At 68.8% G+C, this 18,626-nt stretch carries 16 protein-coding genes and 7 pseudogenes; 11 read left to right on the forward strand and 12 right to left on the reverse strand.

Annotated elements, in window-relative coordinates:
* Positions 1–77: 77 nt before the first annotated feature.
* A pseudogene (locus tag ABZZ79_RS32530) lies at positions 78–272 on the forward strand (transposase); the annotation flags it as partial.
* Here ABZZ79_RS32530 and ABZZ79_RS32535 read toward each other — a convergent pair.
* Complete coding sequence (locus ABZZ79_RS32535) at positions 268–651, reverse strand: hypothetical protein (RefSeq protein ID WP_356694937.1); 384 nt, start codon at positions 649–651, stop codon at positions 268–270. The pseudogene ABZZ79_RS32530 and the gene ABZZ79_RS32535 overlap by 5 nt on opposite strands.
* Positions 652–943: 292 nt before the next feature.
* Between ABZZ79_RS32535 and ABZZ79_RS32540 the strand changes: the two are divergent.
* The 3 genes and pseudogenes from ABZZ79_RS32540 to ABZZ79_RS32550 all read left to right on the forward strand — a co-directional run.
* Positions 944–1,178 (forward strand): annotated as a pseudogene (locus tag ABZZ79_RS32540) (hypothetical protein); the annotation flags it as partial.
* A gap of 462 nt (positions 1,179–1,640) precedes the next feature.
* Complete coding sequence (locus ABZZ79_RS32545; protein WP_356694939.1) at positions 1,641–2,423, forward strand: N-acetyltransferase; 783 nt, start codon at positions 1,641–1,643, stop codon at positions 2,421–2,423.
* Positions 2,424–2,768: 345 nt separating this feature from the next.
* Positions 2,769–3,023, forward strand: a complete 255-nt coding sequence (locus ABZZ79_RS32550; protein ID WP_356694941.1) for a hypothetical protein — start codon at positions 2,769–2,771, stop codon at positions 3,021–3,023.
* A gap of 259 nt (positions 3,024–3,282) precedes the next feature.
* Here the strand turns inward: ABZZ79_RS32550 and ABZZ79_RS32555 are convergent.
* Positions 3,283–3,387: pseudogene (locus tag ABZZ79_RS32555) on the reverse strand (hypothetical protein); the annotation flags it as partial.
* Between the two features lie 161 nt (positions 3,388–3,548).
* Here ABZZ79_RS32555 and ABZZ79_RS32560 point away from each other — a divergent pair.
* Both ABZZ79_RS32560 and ABZZ79_RS32565 read left to right on the forward strand, forming a co-directional pair.
* Entirely contained in the window at positions 3,549–3,986 is a 438-nt protein-coding gene (locus ABZZ79_RS32560; protein ID WP_356694943.1) for a hypothetical protein, read from the forward strand.
* A 726-nt stretch (positions 3,987–4,712) separates the two neighbouring features.
* The gene (locus ABZZ79_RS32565) at positions 4,713–5,945 is read left to right on the forward strand and encodes a SpoIIE family protein phosphatase (protein WP_356694945.1); all 1,233 of its coding nucleotides are present in this window, start codon (positions 4,713–4,715) and stop codon (positions 5,943–5,945) included.
* A gap of 67 nt (positions 5,946–6,012) precedes the next feature.
* Here ABZZ79_RS32565 and ABZZ79_RS32570 read toward each other — a convergent pair.
* Positions 6,013–6,207, reverse strand: a pseudogene (locus ABZZ79_RS32570) (transposase family protein); the annotation flags it as partial.
* Positions 6,208–6,242: 35 nt separating this feature from the next.
* On the opposite strand from ABZZ79_RS32570, the pseudogene ABZZ79_RS32575 reads away from it, so the two are divergent.
* The 4 genes and pseudogenes from ABZZ79_RS32575 to ABZZ79_RS32590 form a co-directional block, all read left to right on the forward strand.
* Positions 6,243–6,683, forward strand: a pseudogene (locus tag ABZZ79_RS32575) (MFS transporter); the annotation flags it as partial.
* A gap of 34 nt (positions 6,684–6,717) precedes the next feature.
* A complete protein-coding gene (locus ABZZ79_RS32580) occupies positions 6,718–7,491 on the forward strand; it encodes an MFS transporter (RefSeq protein ID WP_356694947.1) in 774 nt (257 codons plus the stop codon).
* Positions 7,492–7,612: 121 nt separating this feature from the next.
* Positions 7,613–8,191, forward strand: a complete 579-nt coding sequence (locus tag ABZZ79_RS32585; protein WP_356694949.1) for a hypothetical protein — start codon at positions 7,613–7,615, stop codon at positions 8,189–8,191.
* A gap of 47 nt (positions 8,192–8,238) precedes the next feature.
* Positions 8,239–8,880, forward strand: a complete 642-nt coding sequence (locus tag ABZZ79_RS32590) for a hypothetical protein (RefSeq protein ID WP_356694951.1) — start codon at positions 8,239–8,241, stop codon at positions 8,878–8,880.
* A gap of 821 nt (positions 8,881–9,701) precedes the next feature.
* Here the strand turns inward: ABZZ79_RS32590 and ABZZ79_RS32595 are convergent.
* The 9 genes and pseudogenes from ABZZ79_RS32595 to ABZZ79_RS32635 form a co-directional block, all read right to left on the reverse strand.
* The gene (locus ABZZ79_RS32595) at positions 9,702–10,676 is read right to left on the reverse strand and encodes a GNAT family N-acetyltransferase (protein ID WP_356694953.1); all 975 of its coding nucleotides are present in this window, start codon (positions 10,674–10,676) and stop codon (positions 9,702–9,704) included.
* 251 nt (positions 10,677–10,927) lie between these two features.
* Positions 10,928–11,250 (reverse strand): annotated as a pseudogene (locus ABZZ79_RS32600) (transposase); the annotation flags it as partial.
* 28 nt (positions 11,251–11,278) lie between these two features.
* Positions 11,279–12,020 (reverse strand): annotated as a pseudogene (locus ABZZ79_RS32605) (phosphotransferase).
* 376 nt (positions 12,021–12,396) lie between these two features.
* The gene (locus tag ABZZ79_RS32610) at positions 12,397–12,753 is read right to left on the reverse strand and encodes a hypothetical protein (RefSeq protein ID WP_356694955.1); all 357 of its coding nucleotides are present in this window, start codon (positions 12,751–12,753) and stop codon (positions 12,397–12,399) included.
* A gap of 151 nt (positions 12,754–12,904) precedes the next feature.
* Complete coding sequence (locus ABZZ79_RS32615; RefSeq protein WP_356694957.1) at positions 12,905–13,129, reverse strand: hypothetical protein; 225 nt, start codon at positions 13,127–13,129, stop codon at positions 12,905–12,907.
* A 523-nt stretch (positions 13,130–13,652) separates the two neighbouring features.
* Entirely contained in the window at positions 13,653–14,519 is an 867-nt protein-coding gene (locus tag ABZZ79_RS32620; RefSeq protein ID WP_356694959.1) for a sigma-70 family RNA polymerase sigma factor, read from the reverse strand.
* A complete protein-coding gene (locus tag ABZZ79_RS32625; RefSeq protein ID WP_356694961.1) occupies positions 14,512–14,703 on the reverse strand; it encodes a hypothetical protein in 192 nt (63 codons plus the stop codon). The genes ABZZ79_RS32620 and ABZZ79_RS32625 overlap by 8 nt, the downstream gene beginning before the upstream one ends.
* 962 nt (positions 14,704–15,665) lie before the next feature.
* Entirely contained in the window at positions 15,666–16,478 is an 813-nt protein-coding gene (locus ABZZ79_RS32630) for an NAD(P)H-binding protein (protein ID WP_356694963.1), read from the reverse strand.
* Entirely contained in the window at positions 16,475–17,833 is a 1,359-nt protein-coding gene (locus tag ABZZ79_RS32635) for an MFS transporter (protein ID WP_356694965.1), read from the reverse strand. The genes ABZZ79_RS32630 and ABZZ79_RS32635 overlap by 4 nt, the downstream gene beginning before the upstream one ends.
* Before the next feature lie 68 nt (positions 17,834–17,901).
* On the opposite strand from ABZZ79_RS32635, the gene ABZZ79_RS32640 reads away from it, so the two are divergent.
* Positions 17,902–18,333 carry a MarR family winged helix-turn-helix transcriptional regulator gene (locus ABZZ79_RS32640; RefSeq protein ID WP_356694967.1) on the forward strand — a complete coding sequence of 144 codons (432 nt, stop codon included), beginning with the start codon at positions 17,902–17,904 and terminating at the stop codon, positions 18,331–18,333.
* Positions 18,334–18,626: the final 293 nt, after the last annotated feature.

An 18,626-nucleotide genomic window follows, 5' to 3' on the forward strand; every position in this document is an offset into this window, starting at 1 on the left:
AAGGTGTCGAGCAACGTCGCGTGAAGGAAAGGCCGCTGGTGAAGAGTCTCACTGCTGAACGGTCCGCCGACGCCGAATTGCGCGTCCTGTCCCACTGTCGTGTCGAGTTCCACGACTGCCTCTACACCAGGGCGGATGCGCTCTTCGAGCTCACCGACGCGGTGCTGTGCTCGGACGGCCCGGTCACGTCGCTGGTCGAGCTGACGCTCACGGCCGAGCACCGGCGTGGGCACGGAGCGATGTACGACGCGCTCAACCACGGCAAGCTCAATGGTGGTTGCGTCTGAGCAGGCGAGTGAGCCGGACGAGGCTTCCGTTGCCGGGCTGACTGTCTCTGTCGATGAGGAAGCGTGCTGTCTGCAGCGGGTCCCGCGGAACCTGGCCCCTGTGGTGACGTTGCCAGTAACACGCCACTCTCTGCTCCAGGTCAGCCAGGTCAGCCCTGCCGGTCCTGGCCAGAGCGACCGGGCCCTTCCAGCCGTCGGGAGCGGTGAGTGCCAGCAGGCGACCGTCCGGTGAGTACGCCGCCGTGTACTCGCCTTCCACCACGTCAATCGCCTCAAGGTAGTTCGTGGCGTGGGTGAACGACTCGAAGACACTCAGGTCTTCGTCCTGGTCGAAGACGAGCACGGTATCGGGAGGCAGGTCCATACCGGTCACTGTGCCAGCCGCTCTCACCATGCCGCACCCCATATACCGCGAAGGAGTCTGCTGCGGCGGTCGTGGATGATGGCGGGGTGCTGATCAAGGTAGAGGTCGTGCAGCACGCCCCGCCGCGGCCCGGGGCTGTCCGAATGCACTCAGCAGGGGGCACCACTGTGGTGCTCTGGCAGGGGCCCCTGAGCGGTCGTTCTCTTCCGAACCTCACGTGTGGTTTCCACTGGTCGGGCATGAGGTGGCGGCTGGCACGGAAGTTTCGGTCCGTTGTTGACCGAGACGTCGTCCGCGCCGGGCGGTGCCTCACCGGGACGACGCGTCCGGGCTGAGGTGTTGTCGGTGGACTACCAGGCGTTGATGCCGCTGCTGCGGAGGCGGGAGGAGAGGGGTCGGGTGCCCGGCGGGCCGCGGTGGTGCTGGGCTGGGACAGCGCCTCCGCTTCCCGTGTCGAGGGAGCGAGGGCCTGGCTGAAACGGCTGGTGGAACGGGGCTGGCTTTTCGAGGAGAAGCCGGGCAGGTTCATGCTGCAGCCCAACAACGGACCCCGCACTCGAATTCGCCCTCCGCGCCCCCGCATAACGCCCGGTCCTCACCCGCCCGTAGCCGCGGCACGCACTGGCGAGCCTAAATTCGAGGCCCTCGGCGTTTCGGCCACCACCCCTCAGGGCTGGGCCCTTGGCGTAGCAAGGGTCGGCGCACCGCGCATACTCCGCCGAGCGCTCTGTCGCTGGGTTGGGAGTTCGTCGGAAACACAGGCCGCACCGAACAACAGCCCGCAGCCGTGACTTCGCCTCACGTGGGCGCGACGCCGAAAGGGCACCCTCGGCGTCGACGCGGCCCGGCTGACACGACGGTGATGAGACCGCCAGCGGTACCCGTGTTTGCCATATGCCACTCGCACGGCCTGCTCCTCTCTGTGCGCCGAACCCCGGCCAGCGCAGCGCGTCTGGAAGCGCAATGGGAAGCCCCGCTACGCTCGGCGGATGGAGATGGTGTCGCTCGGGTTCCGCACTGATGTGATGTTGCTGGAGTTGGGTGGATCAGTGGTCACCGACCACGGAACTCACGTCGTGGTGCGGACCCCGGCGAACCCCGGCTTTCACTGGGGGAACTTCCTCCTCTTCGACGCACCACCTCGTCCCGGTGACGTCGCCGGGTGGTCGGCACTGTTCGCAGCGGAGTTCCCGGAGGCGAAGCACCGGGCCTTCGGGGTGGACGGTGTCATCGGCGTGGCGGGGGACACCGCAGAGCACGAGGCGCTCGGAGTGACCGCTGAACTCAGCACGGTGTTGACAGCGAGCAGGCTTGTGCCGTCTGCCGCAACCCCTCAAGCTGACATCCGCGCCCTGTCCAGCGACGACGACTGGCATCAAGCCCTTGAGTTCGATTGCGCCTGCTACAAGCGGTCGGACGACGACAGTCGGCGCTTCGCCGAGCGACGGGTCGCGGGCTACCGCCAGTTGTGCGAGTCCGGTCACGGAAGCTGGATCGGCGCCTTCGTCGAGGGCAGCCTCCGTGCCGGTGCCGGCTTGTTCGCCGTCGGCTCGGGACTGGCGCGGTTCCAGAATGTCGAGACCCATCCTGACTTCCGCCGCCGGGGTCTCGCTTCCGCCGTCATCCGCCACGCCGCCGAGCACGCGCTGGCCGACCCGGGCGTCCACACGCTCGTCATCGCTGCCGACCCTGACTACCACGCGATCCGCCTCTACCGGGCGCTCGGCTTCACGGACACAGAGCAACAGGTCCAGCTCTACAAGGCAGGCTGACCGGACACCCGCACCCGGCCGTTCGACAGGGGGACCCCCAACGCACGCAAGCAATCTTGGTCGAACGGGGAATCCGACCAGCCCTGACGCCATCTCACTTGGGGTGTCCGGTGCCCTGTACGGTGAGCGGGGGCTATCCGCACCCTCCGGAATTGTGACCGGACTCCTCACGGGCTACGCCCATTGCTCGACCGACGCCCAGGACCTCACCGCCCAGAAGGAGATCCTTCTCGGCCCCGGCGTCCCCGAACAAAGGATCTCCCTCGACCGCAGACTGACCGGCACCCACCGCAACCGGCCCGGGCTGGATCAGGCGCGTCCATTCGCGCTGGCCACACCCTCGTGGTGCCCAAGCTCAACCGCCTCGCACGCTCCGTGCCCGACGCCCGCGACATCGACGATTCCCTCGTCGCCCGCGGCGTCAAACTCTCCCTCGGGGGCAGCCTCCACGACCCGGCTGACCCCATGGGCAAGATGTTCTTTCAACATCCCGGCCACCTTCGCCGAATTCGGCAGGCAAGGCGCGCCTTCCGCTTGGCCTTGAACCGCGGCGCGCCCATCCAGGCGCGCTCGCGCCTTCCGTTCTTCGACTTCGCGTAGTTGTCGAACGCCGCCGACGCGTTCGCCGGCCCGCTGGAGTACGCCTCCTTGGAGTTCTCCTCCCACCAGGCGGCGAACCTTGGGTCGGGTTGGCCTCGTTGAACGCCTTCCGCAGCGACGGCAGCGACCACGGCCGCCACTTGATCAGCGACTCCTCGGGGACGCCGTACGTCTCCTCCGCGCGGCGCTGCCACCAGGAGGAGGTCACCCAGCCGACAGCCCAGTTGTACGCGGCACGCGCGGCACCGCAGTGCGACCGCAACGCGGCCTCCTGCGAGGCGTTCGGGTCGAGCGCGAACCGGTACGCCTGCACCACGAACCGGGCCGCGGCCGGAACTTCTTCATGGCACCGGAGCGGACACACACGAGGTCCTTACCGGAGCTCGAACTTCCTCAGCCGACGGGCCGTCTCCTCTCTCACTCGCTCGTCCGCCTCGTCGCTGATGCGCCGGTCCTTCAGATGCAGTGGAAACACCACGGGAACGCCGTACAGAACGGTTCGGGCGTCTACCGCGTGCCCTGTGTATGACGCAGGATCTCGTCGGCCAGGCGGTCGTCCAGCGCCCTGCGCTGCGGGCCGCCCTGGAGGCAGGCAAGTTCGCCGATGACCACAAGGTGCTCTACGCCCACCAGCCCGAGGAGGACGTCAACGGCTTCACCGACGCCTACCTGCTCGACCTGGCCGGCAAGGTCGACGGACTGCGAAGCCCGGCCTTCGACTCCGCGGTCCATGCCATGAAGTACCGCGCCTTCGTCACCGCCTCCCAGAACGCCTACCAACGCACGGGAGGCACGAAGGAGCCCGACGGGCCGGGCACTCCCACCGTAGTCATCAACGAGGTGCGTCTTCCTCCCCAGTTCACGGCGCTGATGTTCGACGGTGACGCCTTCGCCGGCCTCATGAAAGGCATCCGGGACGAACCCGACGACTGGCAGGACTACGAGTGGCCCGAAGTCGCCTGAGAGGCACGAGGGCACCACGGAGTGAGGGACTGCCGAGCGCGTGCGGTAGGACGAGGGCTGCAACACCGGCGAGCGGCCGTAGGCCGGATGGACCGGCTGCTCAGACGGCGCCCGTCAACGGCGCCGAACGGTGGTCTTCCGCCGACGCTTTGACGCCGTCGCCTTCTTCCAGCGCGTGGCGCGTCCAAGGGTCGCCGGTTCCGCCGTCAAGGGCTGACCGCAGCCGTGCGAGGGCGGCGGGGTACGTCGGGTCGCACATCCGGTCGAAGCGCTCGGGTACGAGCTCCCCGGATTCCGTGGAACCGGCGGATCTGAAGGAACGGGCGGCCGCCCGCGAGGTCGGCCGGCCACGATCCTGCTGCCCAGGAGCGTCAGGAGGCCGGAGTCGGCGGGGTTCACGCGGGACGTGTCCAGGACCAGACCGGCGTAACCGTGGGCGGCGGCCATGATCTCACGTACGGCCGCGCGCTGCAGTGGTCGATCCCGCCCGCCGGTGAACGACGAGCGAGCCCCCGACGGCGGTGCAGGAACGGAGGGGCGTGGCGCAGGGGGCGGTGCGAGGCGGGCATGGGTTACGAGGCGCGTGACGGCAGCGGGGGGGCTGCCCTCTCTGCGCTGTCGCCGCGGGAGACCCCGAACGGGCCGTGCCTCGCGCCGCGGCAGGCCGGATCCCCGCCGGACTGGCATCGTGGGAACACACCCGACTGGCATGCGGCAGGTGGCACCGTGCACGAACCCGTCATCGACTACCAGGCTGTCTTCCAGGCCCTGCCCGCCGGCATCGCGCTCCTGACGCCCGAGCTGGTGTTTGCGGACGTCAACGAGGCGTATCTCTCCCTGTCCGGGCGGACCCGCGGTCAGCTCATCGGCCGCTTCCTGTTCGACGTCTTCCCCGACAACCCGGACGACCTCAGAGCCAACGGCATGCGCAATCTCTACACCTCGCTGCGGCGCGTCGCCACCATGGGGGAACGCGACACCATGGCCCTGCAACGCTACGACGTCGAAGACCCCGAGCGTCGTGGCATCTGGCAGGAACGCTACTGGAGCCCGGTCAACGTCCCCGTCCTCGCCCCGGACGGCACCGTGGCCCTGCTATTGCACCGCGTCGAGGAGGTCACCGAACTCATCAAGGCCCGCGGCGCCCGCGACATCGGTGACCGCGCCCGGGTCCTCGAGGCCGAGCTCTACACCCGCGCCCGCGAGCTCCAGGAGGTCAACGAACGCCTACGCCAGGCACACGCCCGCGAACGCGAAGTCGCCCTCCACCTCCAGGAGGCAATGCTTCCCGCGCCCAGCCCCCTCGGCCACCACCGCGCCGCAGTCCGCTACCGCCCCGCGGTCGGCGCCCTGAACGTCTGCGGCGACTGGTACGACCTCGTCGACATGCCCAGGACCGGCCGCACAGCCGTCGCCGTCGGCGATGTCGTCGGCCACGGACTCCTCGCGGCCGGCATCATGGGCCAGCTCCGCAGCGCCCTGTCCGCCACTTCTCGTGTCGCCAGCGGTCCCGCCCAGGCCCTCGAGGTCCTCGGCCAGTACGCGCGATCCCTCGACGGAGCCGAGTCCACTACCGCCGCCTCCGTCTTCATCGACTGGAACGCCCACACGCTCACCTACAGCAGCGCCGGCCACCCCCCGCCCGCGCTGTGCCACCCCGACGGCACAGTCACCTTCCTCGACCAGGCCACCGACCCGCCGCTCGGCGCCCGTCCCGAACGCGTCTCCCGCCCCCAAGCCGTCACCTCCTTCACCGACGGCTGTGTGCTGGTGCTCTACACCGACGGCCTCATCGAGCGCCGCCGCGAAGACATCGACACCGGCCTCGCCCGGCTCGCCGACACCCTCGCACGTCACCACACCACCGATCCCGACACCCTCGCCGACACCCTCCTGGCCCAGCTCATCCCCCCAGCGGGCCTCACCGACGACACCGCCCTCATCGTCATGCGCCTATGACATAAGACAAGGGGAGCGGCCGGCGGAGCGCGTGATCCGCGCCCTGCTCGGCCTGCATTGAGCCTTTTCAGCGTTGTCTCTCCAGGGTGAGGACGGCCTTGACGATGACGGTCATCCGGTTGGGGCTGATGCGGGATCTGCGGAAGATCTGCCAGGGCTTCAGCCGTGCCATGCCGCGTTCGACGGGCGCCCGTGGCCGGGCTCGGGCGCGGTTGACGGTACGCTGGGCGGGCGCGGGTTCCCCGCCGGGCGGTCGTTTGAGATCCGGTGCATCTACGAGCTGATCGCCCGACACGGATGGCCCCGGCGGCAGTCAACTTCGCCGACAAGTCCGTGCTCGGTCTGGCCGCGGAGGAGATCCGACACGACCTCGGCCTGTCGGCGTCGGCCTTCGGACTCGCCAGCAGCGCCTTCTTCCTGCTGTTCTCGATCTCCGGTGCCGCAGTAGGGCTGCTCGCCGACCGCAAACGGCCCAAGTGGCTGCTTCTCGCCATGGCCGTCCTCTGGTCCATTTCCCAGGCGCCGCTGGCGGTGGGCGAAGGGCTCGCCGTCCTCATCACCTCACGTGTTCTCCTCGGTGCTGCCGAGGGGCCCTCCTTCCCCGTCGCCCAGCAGGCCACCCTGTCGTGGTTCCCCAACCACCGACGCAACCTGCCCGGGGCGCTGATCGTCCTCGGGATCACCCTGGGCGTTCTGGTCGCCGCTCCCGTACTGACGTGGGTGATCCAGCACCACGGCTGGCGCTCGGCCGTCGCCGCGGTGGCCCTCGTGGGTGTCGTATGGGCCCTGCTGTGGATCCCCTTCGGCGGGGAGGGACCGTACGCGGCCGCGTCGGACACCACGCCGCCGATCGGCTCCGGCGACAGCAGGACCGAGGGGGCGCAGGCGGGAACCGGGCGGGTTCGCGCCCGGCCCGGGACGCCGTACCGGCGGATCCTCGCGACCCGTACCTGCCACGGCCGCCTATTTCGGCACCTACTGGGTCATCGCCTTCGCCCTGGTCTGGCTCCCCTCCTACCTCCACGACGCGCTGGGATACACCACGGCCGGGGCCACCCGGGTGCTCATGCTGGTCTGGGGTCTGGGCGGCGTCGTGGTGCTCGGACAGGGGGGCCTGACCGGATGGCTGCTGCGCCGCGGGACCACGAGCCGGTGGGCCCGCGGCGGGGTCGGCGGCATACTCCTGCTCATCGGCGCCGCGGCATGCCTCGCCCTGCCGTCGGCTCCGGCCGGCGCCGTGACCGCCGTGCTCCTGATCGCGGGATTCGGGCTCGCCGGAGCGATGAGCAGCGTCGCCGTCACCACGGTCACGGAGCCGGCTCCGGCCGATCGCCGCGGCGGTGCCCTGGGCATCATGAACGCCGTCGTCACCACCGCCGGTCTCATCGCCCCGACGCTGATCGGGCACCTCGTGGACACCCACGGTGCGCAGGGCTACCAGCACGCGGTCCTGATCACCGGCGCCGTGCTCCTGCTGAGCGGAGCCGCCGCCCTCACCTTGATCGACCCGGACCGCGACGCCCGCCGCCTGTCCCCCGGAACCTGACCGCACGCGGTGCCGGCTCCTCCCCCGGACCTGACCGCACGCTGTGCCGGCTCCTCGCGCAACGCACGGAACAGGTACCGCCCTCGCCCCTCCCACTCCCGACCTTCCGCGAGGACCGACGTTGAACACCAGTGCCCTCGACACCTCCTTCCTCGACCGCACCGTGGCCCACGTACGCGGCAGCGCCGAGTCCTGGTCCGCCACCCCGCTCGCCGAACGCATCGCGCTCCTGGAGCGCCTGCTGCCGCGCGTGGTCTCCCGAGCCGCCGGGCTGGCCGCTGCCGGCGCCCGCACGAAGGGGTACGCGTCCGGCTCGCCGTGGGCCGCCGAGGACTGGATCGGCGGACCGTGGGCCCTGGCGCAGAACACCGCGGCGTACCTGCACGTGCTGCGGCGGATCGCCGCGGGCAAGGATCCCGTCGGCGCCAAGGCCGTCCACGAGGAGGACGGCCGCACACGGGTCGACGTGTTCCCCGCCACCGGCTGGGACGCCCTCCTGTTCAACGGCTTCACGGCCCAGGTGTGGATGCGCCCCGTCACGACCGCGGAGCAGGCACGGGCCCGCGCGGCGGACGAGTACCGGGGCAGGCCCGGCCGTCCGGCCGTGGCTCTGGTGCTCGGTGCGGGCAACGTCGCCGCCATCACCGCGCTGTTTGGTCACGTCTCATCGAAGGTTGAGCGAGTACCCCCACCCACATGAGTATGCGTACTCAGGTGCAGGGAGAGGCTTGATCGGAGACTGTGCGCATGACACGAATCCCCGCCTTGACCAGCACATTCGCCCGCACCTCGCGCCGCCCGCACCTCGCCCTCGCGATAACCGCCCTTGCTGCGCTGACACTTGGCGCGTGCGGCACCGAGAAGACGAACGCCGGCAGAGAGCAAACCAAGCCCGCAGACGCCGTCGGAGGCCAGCCCGACGCGGCCTTCACGGCGATGCTGGACAAGATCGCGCAGTCATGTCCCCCGAGCGCTCCGCCAGAGGCGCCGCCGACCGGTCCGGCGGAGACACTGCCGGCCGGTTCGGTGGAGACACCGCCGAGCGACTCGATCGAGCCCATCGCCCCCACGGCTGGACCGGAAGTGGAGCTGAACGCTCGCGACTGGTGCGCGGGCAACCTCCATGAAGAGCGCCTCGCCCAGTCGCTGTGGGATCTGGTGGAACCCAGCCCCACCAAGGTCAGGGCGATCCTGAACGACCTCGGCTATGTCGACGAGCGCATCCACGACCTCAAGCAGTCCGGTGCGACCACGCGCTTCTTCCTCGACCTGCGTGAAAAGGGTGGACGGCTCTGCTTGGAGGGTTCGGCAGCCGGCGAGAAGACCGTCGTCGACAAGTGCGTAGCCCCCGCGACCGGCCCGTTCACGGCTGGAGAGCGGAAGCAGTGACCACCAACTCGGTGTTGTGAGCGCACATCGCTGCGGCCCTGAACTCCGATAGACGGACACAAGAACACGCACACGCTGGTGGCGGTCGATCCGCTGGGAAAGCGGCTGGCCGGAACTGACCGTGGCAGCCAGACCCGCTGGCCATCTCAAGGCCGGCCTGGCTGCACGGCTTCGGTTCGGTGCTGGTAGCAGTCGAGGACTGCCGCCACTTGACCCGCCGGTTCGAAGCCGACCTCGCGCGGACAACGCACTCGCCGAGTCGTTCAACTCGACCCCCGTTGACAGGGCGCTTTACCAGATGGGCGTTCAGGTTGAACAGGACCTTCACGAAGACTTCGTCCTCGTGTGCGGCGGTCACTCGCGCCCGGGTGTAGTTGAGAAGCGCTTCCTCGTTGCGCATCACCTCGTTCCACTGTTCCTGGGACTTCGGCGCCAGATCGGGCGATGCTGGCCCAGCGGGACCACACCCCCGCCCACTTCACTCCCATCACCCACCCAGCCACGACCGCCTCCACACGACCCGACTTCCCGTGACGACCCTCAGCGATGCAGGGCCACCACGCGGCGGACGGCCCACCGGCCAGACCGCCGACCGAAGATCAGCCGCACCGACCCCCACGCGCCCGGCTCGCCCGCACAGCAGGGCACGAAAGGCACGAAATCGGCCTGCACAGGCCACGGATATGTCATCGTTGAGGTCCGGCCCGTCGCTCTCCCCCGTAGCGGCGGGCCGTTCCTTGTGGTCGTTCAGCGTGGAGTCCTGGTGTCAGGCGTCTCCTGACGGCATCGGGTCTTCCCCGAAGCCGAGTATGGCGGTGTACTCAGCGCCAGTCGTCGATCACGTAGGCGTCTGGGTGGCTGTAGCCAGGTTCGTTGGGCTTGTGCATGGTCACGCCTTGCAGCCAGGTACGGAAACCGCGGTCGACCATGCGCCGGTAGGCATCCTGGCGGGCCAGGTTCATTCCGGCGTCCAGTTGCCCCAGCCCCTTCTCGGTGGCCAGCTGCTCGCACGCATTCAGCAGTCGTTCGAACCGGTCCGCGGCGTTCGGGCCAGGGCGTACGGCGCCGAATTTGACGAAGCACACGTCGTCACCGGCCTCCGACCCCGCTCCGCAGTGGCAGACAGCCAGACCGTCGAGGCCGGAGTCGGCGCCCTCAAGGAGTATGGTGTCACCAATCCCCTGCGCCTGTGTGGCCGTGATCTCGCGCTCCAAACTCAGGCCCTCGTACACGGCCCCCGTCAGTGCGCGACTCAGGCTCAGTGCTTCGGGCCGCTCAGCGGCGGTCAGCTCGCCATACAGCACTCGGCCGGGGACTGCGGCACTGACGTTGACCTGTTTCCTCATGATGGCTGTGAGGAATCGGGGCCAGAAGCCGTACCGGCGGTACACCTCGAGGTGCTTGGGACTGTGCGAGAAGGTGAACAGGCCGAGGTGGCGGTTCTCCCAGGTGTCGAAGCAGGCCATGACCGGTTCCATGAGGCGCCTGCCGATGCCCTGGTCCCACAGATCCGGACGTACGGTCAGCGGGCCGAAGAACCCGACGCTGCCCCAGTTGGCGGCGAAGTTCGATCCGACGACCTCGCCCTCGACGGTCGCTGCGAAGGCCGCGTGTGGATCTGCCGCCCAGCGGGTGCGGACATAGTCGGCGGTCCCGAAGAACGTCTCCGGCTCAGGGACCCCGAGGAAGGTCCCGAAGGCGACCCTGAAGATCTCGTCGGCCCGATCCAGGTCCGGCTCAACCAGCGGGCGGACCGACACCGAGGCGGCGACACTCGTTCGCTTCGCTGCGGGCATGATCGCTCTCCTTTCCACCCCCGGTTCCATCGCACCACGGACGTGCGCCGCGGGCGAAGCGACAGGTCCGGCGGTACTTCAAGGATGGAGCGGCCGCGTTCCCCGACGATCGGGCGGCCGTCTTCCTGCCGATCGACGACCCGCTGGGCCCCGGGTCCGGTCGGCCGGGGGCCTCCGAGGAACCTAAGGAGCACCGACTGTGCCTGCTCTACCGCCCCGCCCCGCCATGGTTGTCACCGCCGTCGACAAGTTCACCCGGCCATGGATACCTGACCTTGAATACGTGATGTCGTCATGGTGGCTGGCGTCGGAGGCCGGTGCCCGTGCCCGTGCCGGTGCCGGGTGCCGGTGCCGGTGAGGCAGCCGTCGAGGACGTCGTGGCGGTACTGGAGCCAGCGGAGGCCGCCTCGGACGGCAGTGATCAAGTCATCGGGGTCGGCGAAGGCACGATTGACCACGATGGTGTGCGTCGCAGGACGGACCAGATGCCCTCGACCAGGTTGAGGTCGAGTGCATAGGGCGGCAGTTGGAAGACAGTGAGCCAGTCGCGGTCGGCGATGGAACGGCGCATGCCCACTCACAGCAGTCGGGCCCGCGCGGCCTCACATCCGGGATCTCAGCACGTCGACCTCACAACCCGGCGCGAACGGGTCGAAACCGTGCTCGATCAGCCAGCGAACCACCAGCAGGCTCCTCAAAGACCACCACGCGTGGATCACGCCGAGGTCGACATCGCTACCGTAGCCGGTGAGGACGTCGTCGAGGTGCTCCTCGTGTCCGAGCGTGAAGGTGGCGAGGTCGGACAGGGCGTCACCCTGGCCCGCCTCGGACCAGTCGATGATGCCGGTGACCTCGCAGCCGTCGACAAAGACGTGCGCGATCTGTAGGTCGCCGTGCGTGAACGCCAGGGTCCACGGCCGGAGCGCGGCCTCGGCAACCTGGCGGTTGCGGGTGACCAGGTCGGCGGGCAGGACGCCATTGGTCACGAGCGACTCGCACTCGTCGTCGGGTTCCGCCGCCAGCACGACGACGCTCCGCCCGGCCAGGCCGGGGCGGCAGGGGGGCGTCGGGCAGCTTCCGGATGGCGGCGCCCGCCGCGGCCCACGCCGCCGGTGACCCGGTCGACGGCCCGCCGAGGCGCCCCAGCGTCGTGCCCGGGAGCGCGGCGATCGCGAGCACGGGCGGCTTGCGCCACAGGACCGTGGGGGGCAGGACCGGCGCGAGGGACATCGCCTCGACCTCGACGTCGATGCGCGCCTGATCGGGGTCCACCTTCAGGAACACGTCGCCGACGCGCAGGGTCGCGCGCTCGGAATGGGCGACGACGACTTCGACCTCATCCATGGGCGACCAGTATCCCGGGGATGATCGCCGACGTCGCCGGGTTCATCGCGTGCGATTACACGGCTGACCAGGTCAAACCCACCACCGTCGTCAAGACCGAACCGCAACCCGCCGCAACTCAGTCCGACAACCCACCGCACAGCCTGAGCCCCTCTGGACGACCAAATCCCAGGGGGCGGTGATCATTGTGGATCGCGGGCTGCTTGCGCTGTCTCCCGGACGTCTGGGTGTGCCAAGAACTCGATGCTGTCACCCGCCACTCACAGTGATGGGTGACCTCGGCTCAGGGCTCCCCGCCGCAGCGCCGCGCGACCGCTTCGAGGCGTTCGCGTCGCGCTGCGCTGAGGGAAGTCCGGCTACTCGGGCGCCGCAGCCCTCAACCCGGCAGGGCGCGCAGGCGCCGCCAGCGCGGTTGTTCGGCGATCAGGCTGGCCACGGCCAGCGCTGTCACGGCGACGGCGGCCCATGCCGGCCAGGCCACCCAGGAGGAGACGACAGCCGCGAGCAGTTGGAACAGCACCAGGCCGATGGTCACCACCCCCGGTACGGGCACGAGGACCTTCTCCCTCTCCATACCGTTGTCGCCCGGTGTGACGAAGACGGTCAGCACCAGGAGCAGCAGGATCACCGACAGTACGGCGAGCAGCACCGAGTACGGGGCGAGCGCCCAGGGGGTTGCGACCCAGGCGGCGAGCATGCTGAGGAAGCGGAGCGGGTCCGCCAGGCGTGTCACACGACGACCCTCCCACAGCCGTCAGTCGGTGTGGAGTGCTTCAGCCTCAGAAGAACTGTGGATTCGAACTCGCTTGCGTCAGGGCTCTGTTAGGGATCGAGGAGCATCCATTGACTTCCGCCGTTTCAGCGTCAGGGTTCGGCGTCGAGCGCTACGGCAGACTCCCCGCCTCGTCGCGGACGACACGTACGTCAAGTACGCCTTCATCCCAGGCCTGTTCGAAGGTCTCTCGGGCATCGGCGAGTTCATGCTCGGCTTGCACACCTTCACCGACGAGGAGCGTTACCGCCGCAACGCCTTCGAACATCGCCGAGACCCTGCTGTGGTTCAGGATCGAGGGAGAGGACGGAACAGCGTTTCCCGGCAGATGGCTCACCCGCATCTCCCATGACTACGCGGCCGGTTCAGCGGGCATCGGCCTGTTCCTCTCCCGACAGGTCCGGCCGCGCTCCCGCCGCTTCGTCGAGCTGGAGCCGCCCGGCCCGGACCTCCGACTCCACGACGGCGACACTTGGCCGCTCGCGGTACGTGAACCCCGCACCCACCCCGCTGCTCAGCGCCCTCCCCGGCTCGGCAGGACCAACGTGAGCCGGAGCAACACACGCGTCAGCTGGCGGCGGCCGACTCATCGACGACGGAATCCGGGGCGACAACAACCGCCACTCACCGCTGACACGCTGCGCGGGTGACGGCTGAACCCTCCGCCCACGTGCGCAGATTAAGCGTGGGCGCGTCCGGCCAGCCGCACTTCCGGACGCGCCAACGCTGCTTCTTGGCAGCTGCCCTCGCATCTTGCAGGTCCGCCGGGGCCCCGGCTCATCCGGGGAGACTGAGCTTCGAGGATGCCGGAGACCCTGGAGCCCCTTGGGCAGCCGTGCGAGTCGGCTGCCCAGGGGGCGTCACTGCGGCGGCTCAGCACCCCCTCGGAAGGACGGGAAGCCAGTGGTGGGTTCCGGCGTCTCTGTTTCAGCGGACGCACTGGGGGAGCCGGTCTCGTCGCGGCTTGCTTGTGCGGACTCGGCGGGTTTGAGCAGCGCCCGCAGCAGCTGAGCCCACCGCAGGCCGATGTCTCTCCTCGTCCACGTCACCAGGCCCGCCAATACGCTGATCAGGACGACGACCGTGCTGGTAAGGCCCAGCGTCACCACGTCAGCCGGCGACTCGATGCCGGCGGCCGGGATGATCTCCCGTCGGCCAGCCGTCATGATCCAGTTGGTCCATGCGACCAGGGCGGTACCCAGGCAGACGAGCGTCACACGCAGCGCGCGAATCGCACGGTGCGCGTGGACACCCACCGTGCCCGGCGCAATCCGCAGCACCTGGGCCGCTTCCGCGTGGGTCATCCCCAGCTCCCAGGTCAGCAGCATCACCTTGCGCTGCTGCAGGGGCAGGTCGTCCCGGGCCTCGGTGCGGGCGTGCCGCAACTCGGCCTCGGCGACGGGGTGGACCGCCAGCTCGTCCGCCAGCCGCACGTCCGCGTCGAGCGAGGCGTAGCCCCTGCCCATGGCGTGGCGCTCCACCGCTCGGGTGATCTCGGTGCCCATGCAGGCGTAGACGTAGGCGCGCATGTTGCCGATGGGTTCGGTGACGGCCAGTACGGCTCTGAGGGCGTTGTGCACAACGTCCTCGGGGTCCGCCGAGGACTGCGGGACCCCGCCGTTGCGCAGCCTGCTGCGGGCAAAGCGGATCATCCTCGCGTACCGCTCCTGAACCAGCGCCTCCAACGCCTCGGCGTGCCGCGATCGAGGCATCTCGGGATCAGCCACGCTCTCCCCGCTTCCCTGTCCGGCGAACCTTGCCTGCCTGGACGTTCGACTTCCTCTTCGCGCGGATCATCTCTGCCTTGCCCGCCGCGCGGTTGCGGAACGCAATGCTCTTCAGCAGGCTGCTCAGCGCAGGCGCGAACAGCACCACCAAGAGCACCACGATTCCAAATCCCGTCGACTCCACCGGACCTCCTCCAGTCTGCGGCCCAGCGCCTCACGGTGAAGCAGCGGCGGCCGTACACATGCTGAGAGGCGTTCGGGCAGCCGATTCTTTACACGGCACGAGAAGAAGTCGCCCGGTGAGATCGGGCCCTGGGCGGCGGCGCGGCCCGGAAGCCGGGTCCACCGTGGCGAGTGGAGCGCGCTCAGGCTGTCTGACGACGCAGCACGAGGCTCTCGGGCTCTACGGGCCTGCCGACGACCTACGGTGAGACCACGCCTCGAACACTGTGACACAGCACCCCCGTGACATGCCGTCAGGCCCAGCGCCAGCCGCAGCAGCAGGTGGAGCCCTTGGCCGTGATCAAAGGACAGCACCAGATGCTGCCGCTATGACCAGCGCGGAACGGGATCCGGGCGGGTTCCTCACCATCCGTGCCACGCTCGCCAACCAGGGCGTGGTTCCCGGGCCTCGGCGTCGAGGAGGCATCCCGCTACGGCTGACAGGAGCCGTTGCCCGTCCGCACAGTCCCGCTACCAAGGCGGCAGCGCGCCGAGCGGATCACCGGCAAGACGCAGATGCGCTCTACGCCCGTCTGACCGACCGGCAGCGCATGGCAGTTGTGTCAGCAGATGCCGTGTCCCATGCAGGTCATGTCGCTTTACGCGAGGGCCGAGAGTCTCTGTTGTGTCGCGTTGCAGCGAGGCATGGTGTCCCTTTGTTCTGTACGAATGCGTGACTGAGATCAAGTCTGAATAGGGGTGCTACGTCAGATGGAACGATAGGCGAAGGGGGGATTCTGTGTTCGCAGGAGGAGTTGTGCTGGTCGGACCCTTGTTGATCAGCGCTTCCATCCGCGAGGAGATCGGGGTGGGCGGCGAGGGAACGCGGCAGGCCGCGCCGCCGGACTCCCTCGCCGTGACCGGGCACTGGGCAGATCTCGACCGACAGCGGCGCGTTGCGGTCTACCGTGCGTCGTCGAGCGGTTATGCCGCTGCCCCCGTGGCCCAGACGCGGTAATCGATGGCAGCTCGTCCCAGGACTTCATGAACGTCTTCGGTCGGCGGGACGGGCGTGTGCGACGAGCGAGCGAGGTTCCTGAGGAGGTACTCGCCGGGTGGGCCGGGCATGTCCGGCAGCCCGTCCCGTTCGGCATTGTCGGTGATGTCGGTCCAGAAAGCGGGTGCTCCTGTCGTGTGTTTCGTCAGAACTGCCAGTCGTTCGAGCTGGGTCAGGCTTTGTGGCCCGGTGAGTTCGTAGGTGTCACGGTCGACATGTTGGGTGAGGCAGGTGGCTGCGACGGCGGCGATGTCTTGTTCGGCGACGGCCGGCATCGACGCGTCCGGGTAGGCCAACGGCACGGGCGCTCCGCTCCTGATGGCTGGAAGCCAGGCGAGGTCGTTGGCCATGAAGACGGTGGGCCGCACCCGCACTGTTGGAATACCGCTGGCCTCGACTTGGGCCTCGACTTCGGCGTGAACGGTCTTGATCAAGCTGTTTTGGGTGTCATTGACTGCGGCGGAAGACAGGAGAACGAGTTTCTGCAGGCCCACTTCGGTGGCGGCATCGATGAAGTGGTGGGTGTGGCCGAAAGCCGGGAAGAGGAACGCTGCATCGACGTCGTCGAGGAGGGCTGTCCACAGTTGCGGGTCGGCAAGGTCGGCTCGATGCCAGGTGACACGGCCTTGCGTGCGCGGATGGACGGTTCGCCCGGTAGCGGCGATGTGGTGGTGCTCGGCGAGCTGTCTCACCAGGTGGCTGCCGACGCGTCCGGTTGCTCCGGTGATCAGGATCTTCATGCGGACACTTCCCTGGGTTCTGTCGCTGCAGTGGGTGTGGTCGTGATCTGTGGTTGGCGCAGGGCGAGGAGCGACGCGCTGAGCAGCAGCAGGGCGGTGACGACGGCGGCGACGCTGGTCGCGTGTGTGCTCCACGCGGCCAAGGCCACCGGCATGGCCAGGCCGAGGCTTCCGCCGAGTTGTTGCAGGGTGGTGCCGACAGCTCCGGCGACTCCTGAATGTGGTCCGGCGTCCTGGTTCATGGCGCTGTTCGCGTTCGGCATGACCTGTGAGGTGCCCAGCCCCATCAGCGCCAGGGCCGCGAGGATGGCGGTAACGCCATCCGGAGACAGCGCTAGGACGGCTTGCCCGACACCGATCAAGGCGAGGCCGAGGCCGATGTACCGGGCCGGGGGCAGGGCGGCGTGGAGGCGGCGGGTGATCGCCAGCCCGACCTGGATGGCGGCCGGGTAGATCAGGAACAGCGACCCCGCGGCCAGCGGTGCAAAGTGGTGTTCGTGCTGGAGCGAACCGCTGGCTGCCACGAAGGTTGCGATCGTCGCGATGCCCCAGAGGAAGAGTCCGTAGTAGGCGACCCGCCGCGTCGCGTTCTGGAACAGGGCCACCGGGATCATCGGTGCGGCCGTACGCCGGTCGGTCGCGACGAACAGTCCGACCACCGCGAGGCCGGCGATGGCGAAGGCGGCGGCTTGTCCGGGGGTGTCCACAACGGTGAGGGCCTGAACGATCAGTGCGACGCCGACTCCCAGCACGATCCCACGCCACCAGCCACGCCCATGCCCAGGTGAGGGCTCGACGCGGTCCCTGGCGCATGCGGAGAGGACCAGCGAGACCACGACGAACACGAGGTTGACGTACATGCAGGCCCGCCACCCCGAGACCTGGGTCAGCACGCCGCCGAGGAGCAAGCCGATGGCGGTTCCGCTGCCCATGATCATCCCGAAGATGCCGTACGCCTTGGCGCGACCGTCATCGGGAAACGCTGCCGAGAGTCGTGCCATCGCGGCCGGCGTCATTGCCGCTGCACCGATGCCTTGGGTGAGGCGGGCGCCGATCAGAACCCAGCCGGCATCAGCCGCGCCGCCCACCGCCGACGCGAAGCCGAAGGTCACCAGCCCCAGGGTCATCATGCGGGCGTAACCAGTTGCCTGCGCGATGCGCCCTCCGGCGATCATCAGCGCTCCCGCGGCGAGGACATAGGCGGCCATGGCCCACGCGGCCGCCTCGGTCGACAGCTGCAGATCGGCGGTCATCCCGGGTATCGCCAGCGCCAGGATGGTCGCGTCGACGCCGACCATCAGTTGAGCCGTCACCACGGCCCCGAGAACGAACCACGGTCTTGGTGTGTGCGTCACAGACCCTCCTATGGTTGGTGGCACCAACGCACAGTAGGGTGTTGGTGCCACCAACGCAAGGAGGAGTTGTGGACACGAGCCCGCCCCAGCGGCTTCTGGAGACACCCAGCTGGCTGCTCACCCAGATCGCGACGGCTGCCAGTCGACGCACACGCGAAGTTTTCGACTCGGTCGGAGCCGGGCGCTACCACTACGCGATCCTTTGCGCCGTCGAGGAGTTCGGCCCGTGCAGTCAGGCCGAGATCGGCCGCCGGCTGAACATGGACCGTAAGGACGTCGCCCAGCGCGTCATCGAGCTCGAGGGCCAACGCTGCCTGGAACGTCGGTCCGATCCGGCCGATCCGCGGCGCAACCTCGTCCGGATCACCGCGACGGGGCGAGAACGACTGGACCAGATCCATGGCGAGCTGACCGGCGCGCAGCAGGAACTCGTCGACCCGCTCACCCCGGACGAGCAGGCCAGCCTCATCGCCGCACTGCAGAAGATCCTCGGTCGCTAGAGGCGTCTACAGACTTCAGGCTCAGTTGCACGACCCGTACGGAGCCGTTCCGGAGCGGGCGGCGGGTAGGCGGCGGACGTTGCCGGGGGCTGCGTTCTGTTCCCGTAGACGGACGATCTCGTCGTGCTGTGCGGCCAGGCGCGAGACGGCAGTTCCTTGAATGTGGTGAGCTCGGCAACGGTCTCGTCCCGCTGAGCCTGAAGCTTCCCCGTGATGCTGGACACCTGGAGACTGGGACATGAGGTTCCAGAGGAAGTAGTGGCCAGGTGGGAAGTAAGAGCAACCGCAGCAGG

Origin of the sequence: Streptomyces sp. NPDC006458, assembly GCF_040612135.1 — a bacterium.
Taxonomy (GTDB): Bacteria; Actinomycetota; Actinomycetes; order Streptomycetales; family Streptomycetaceae; genus Streptomyces.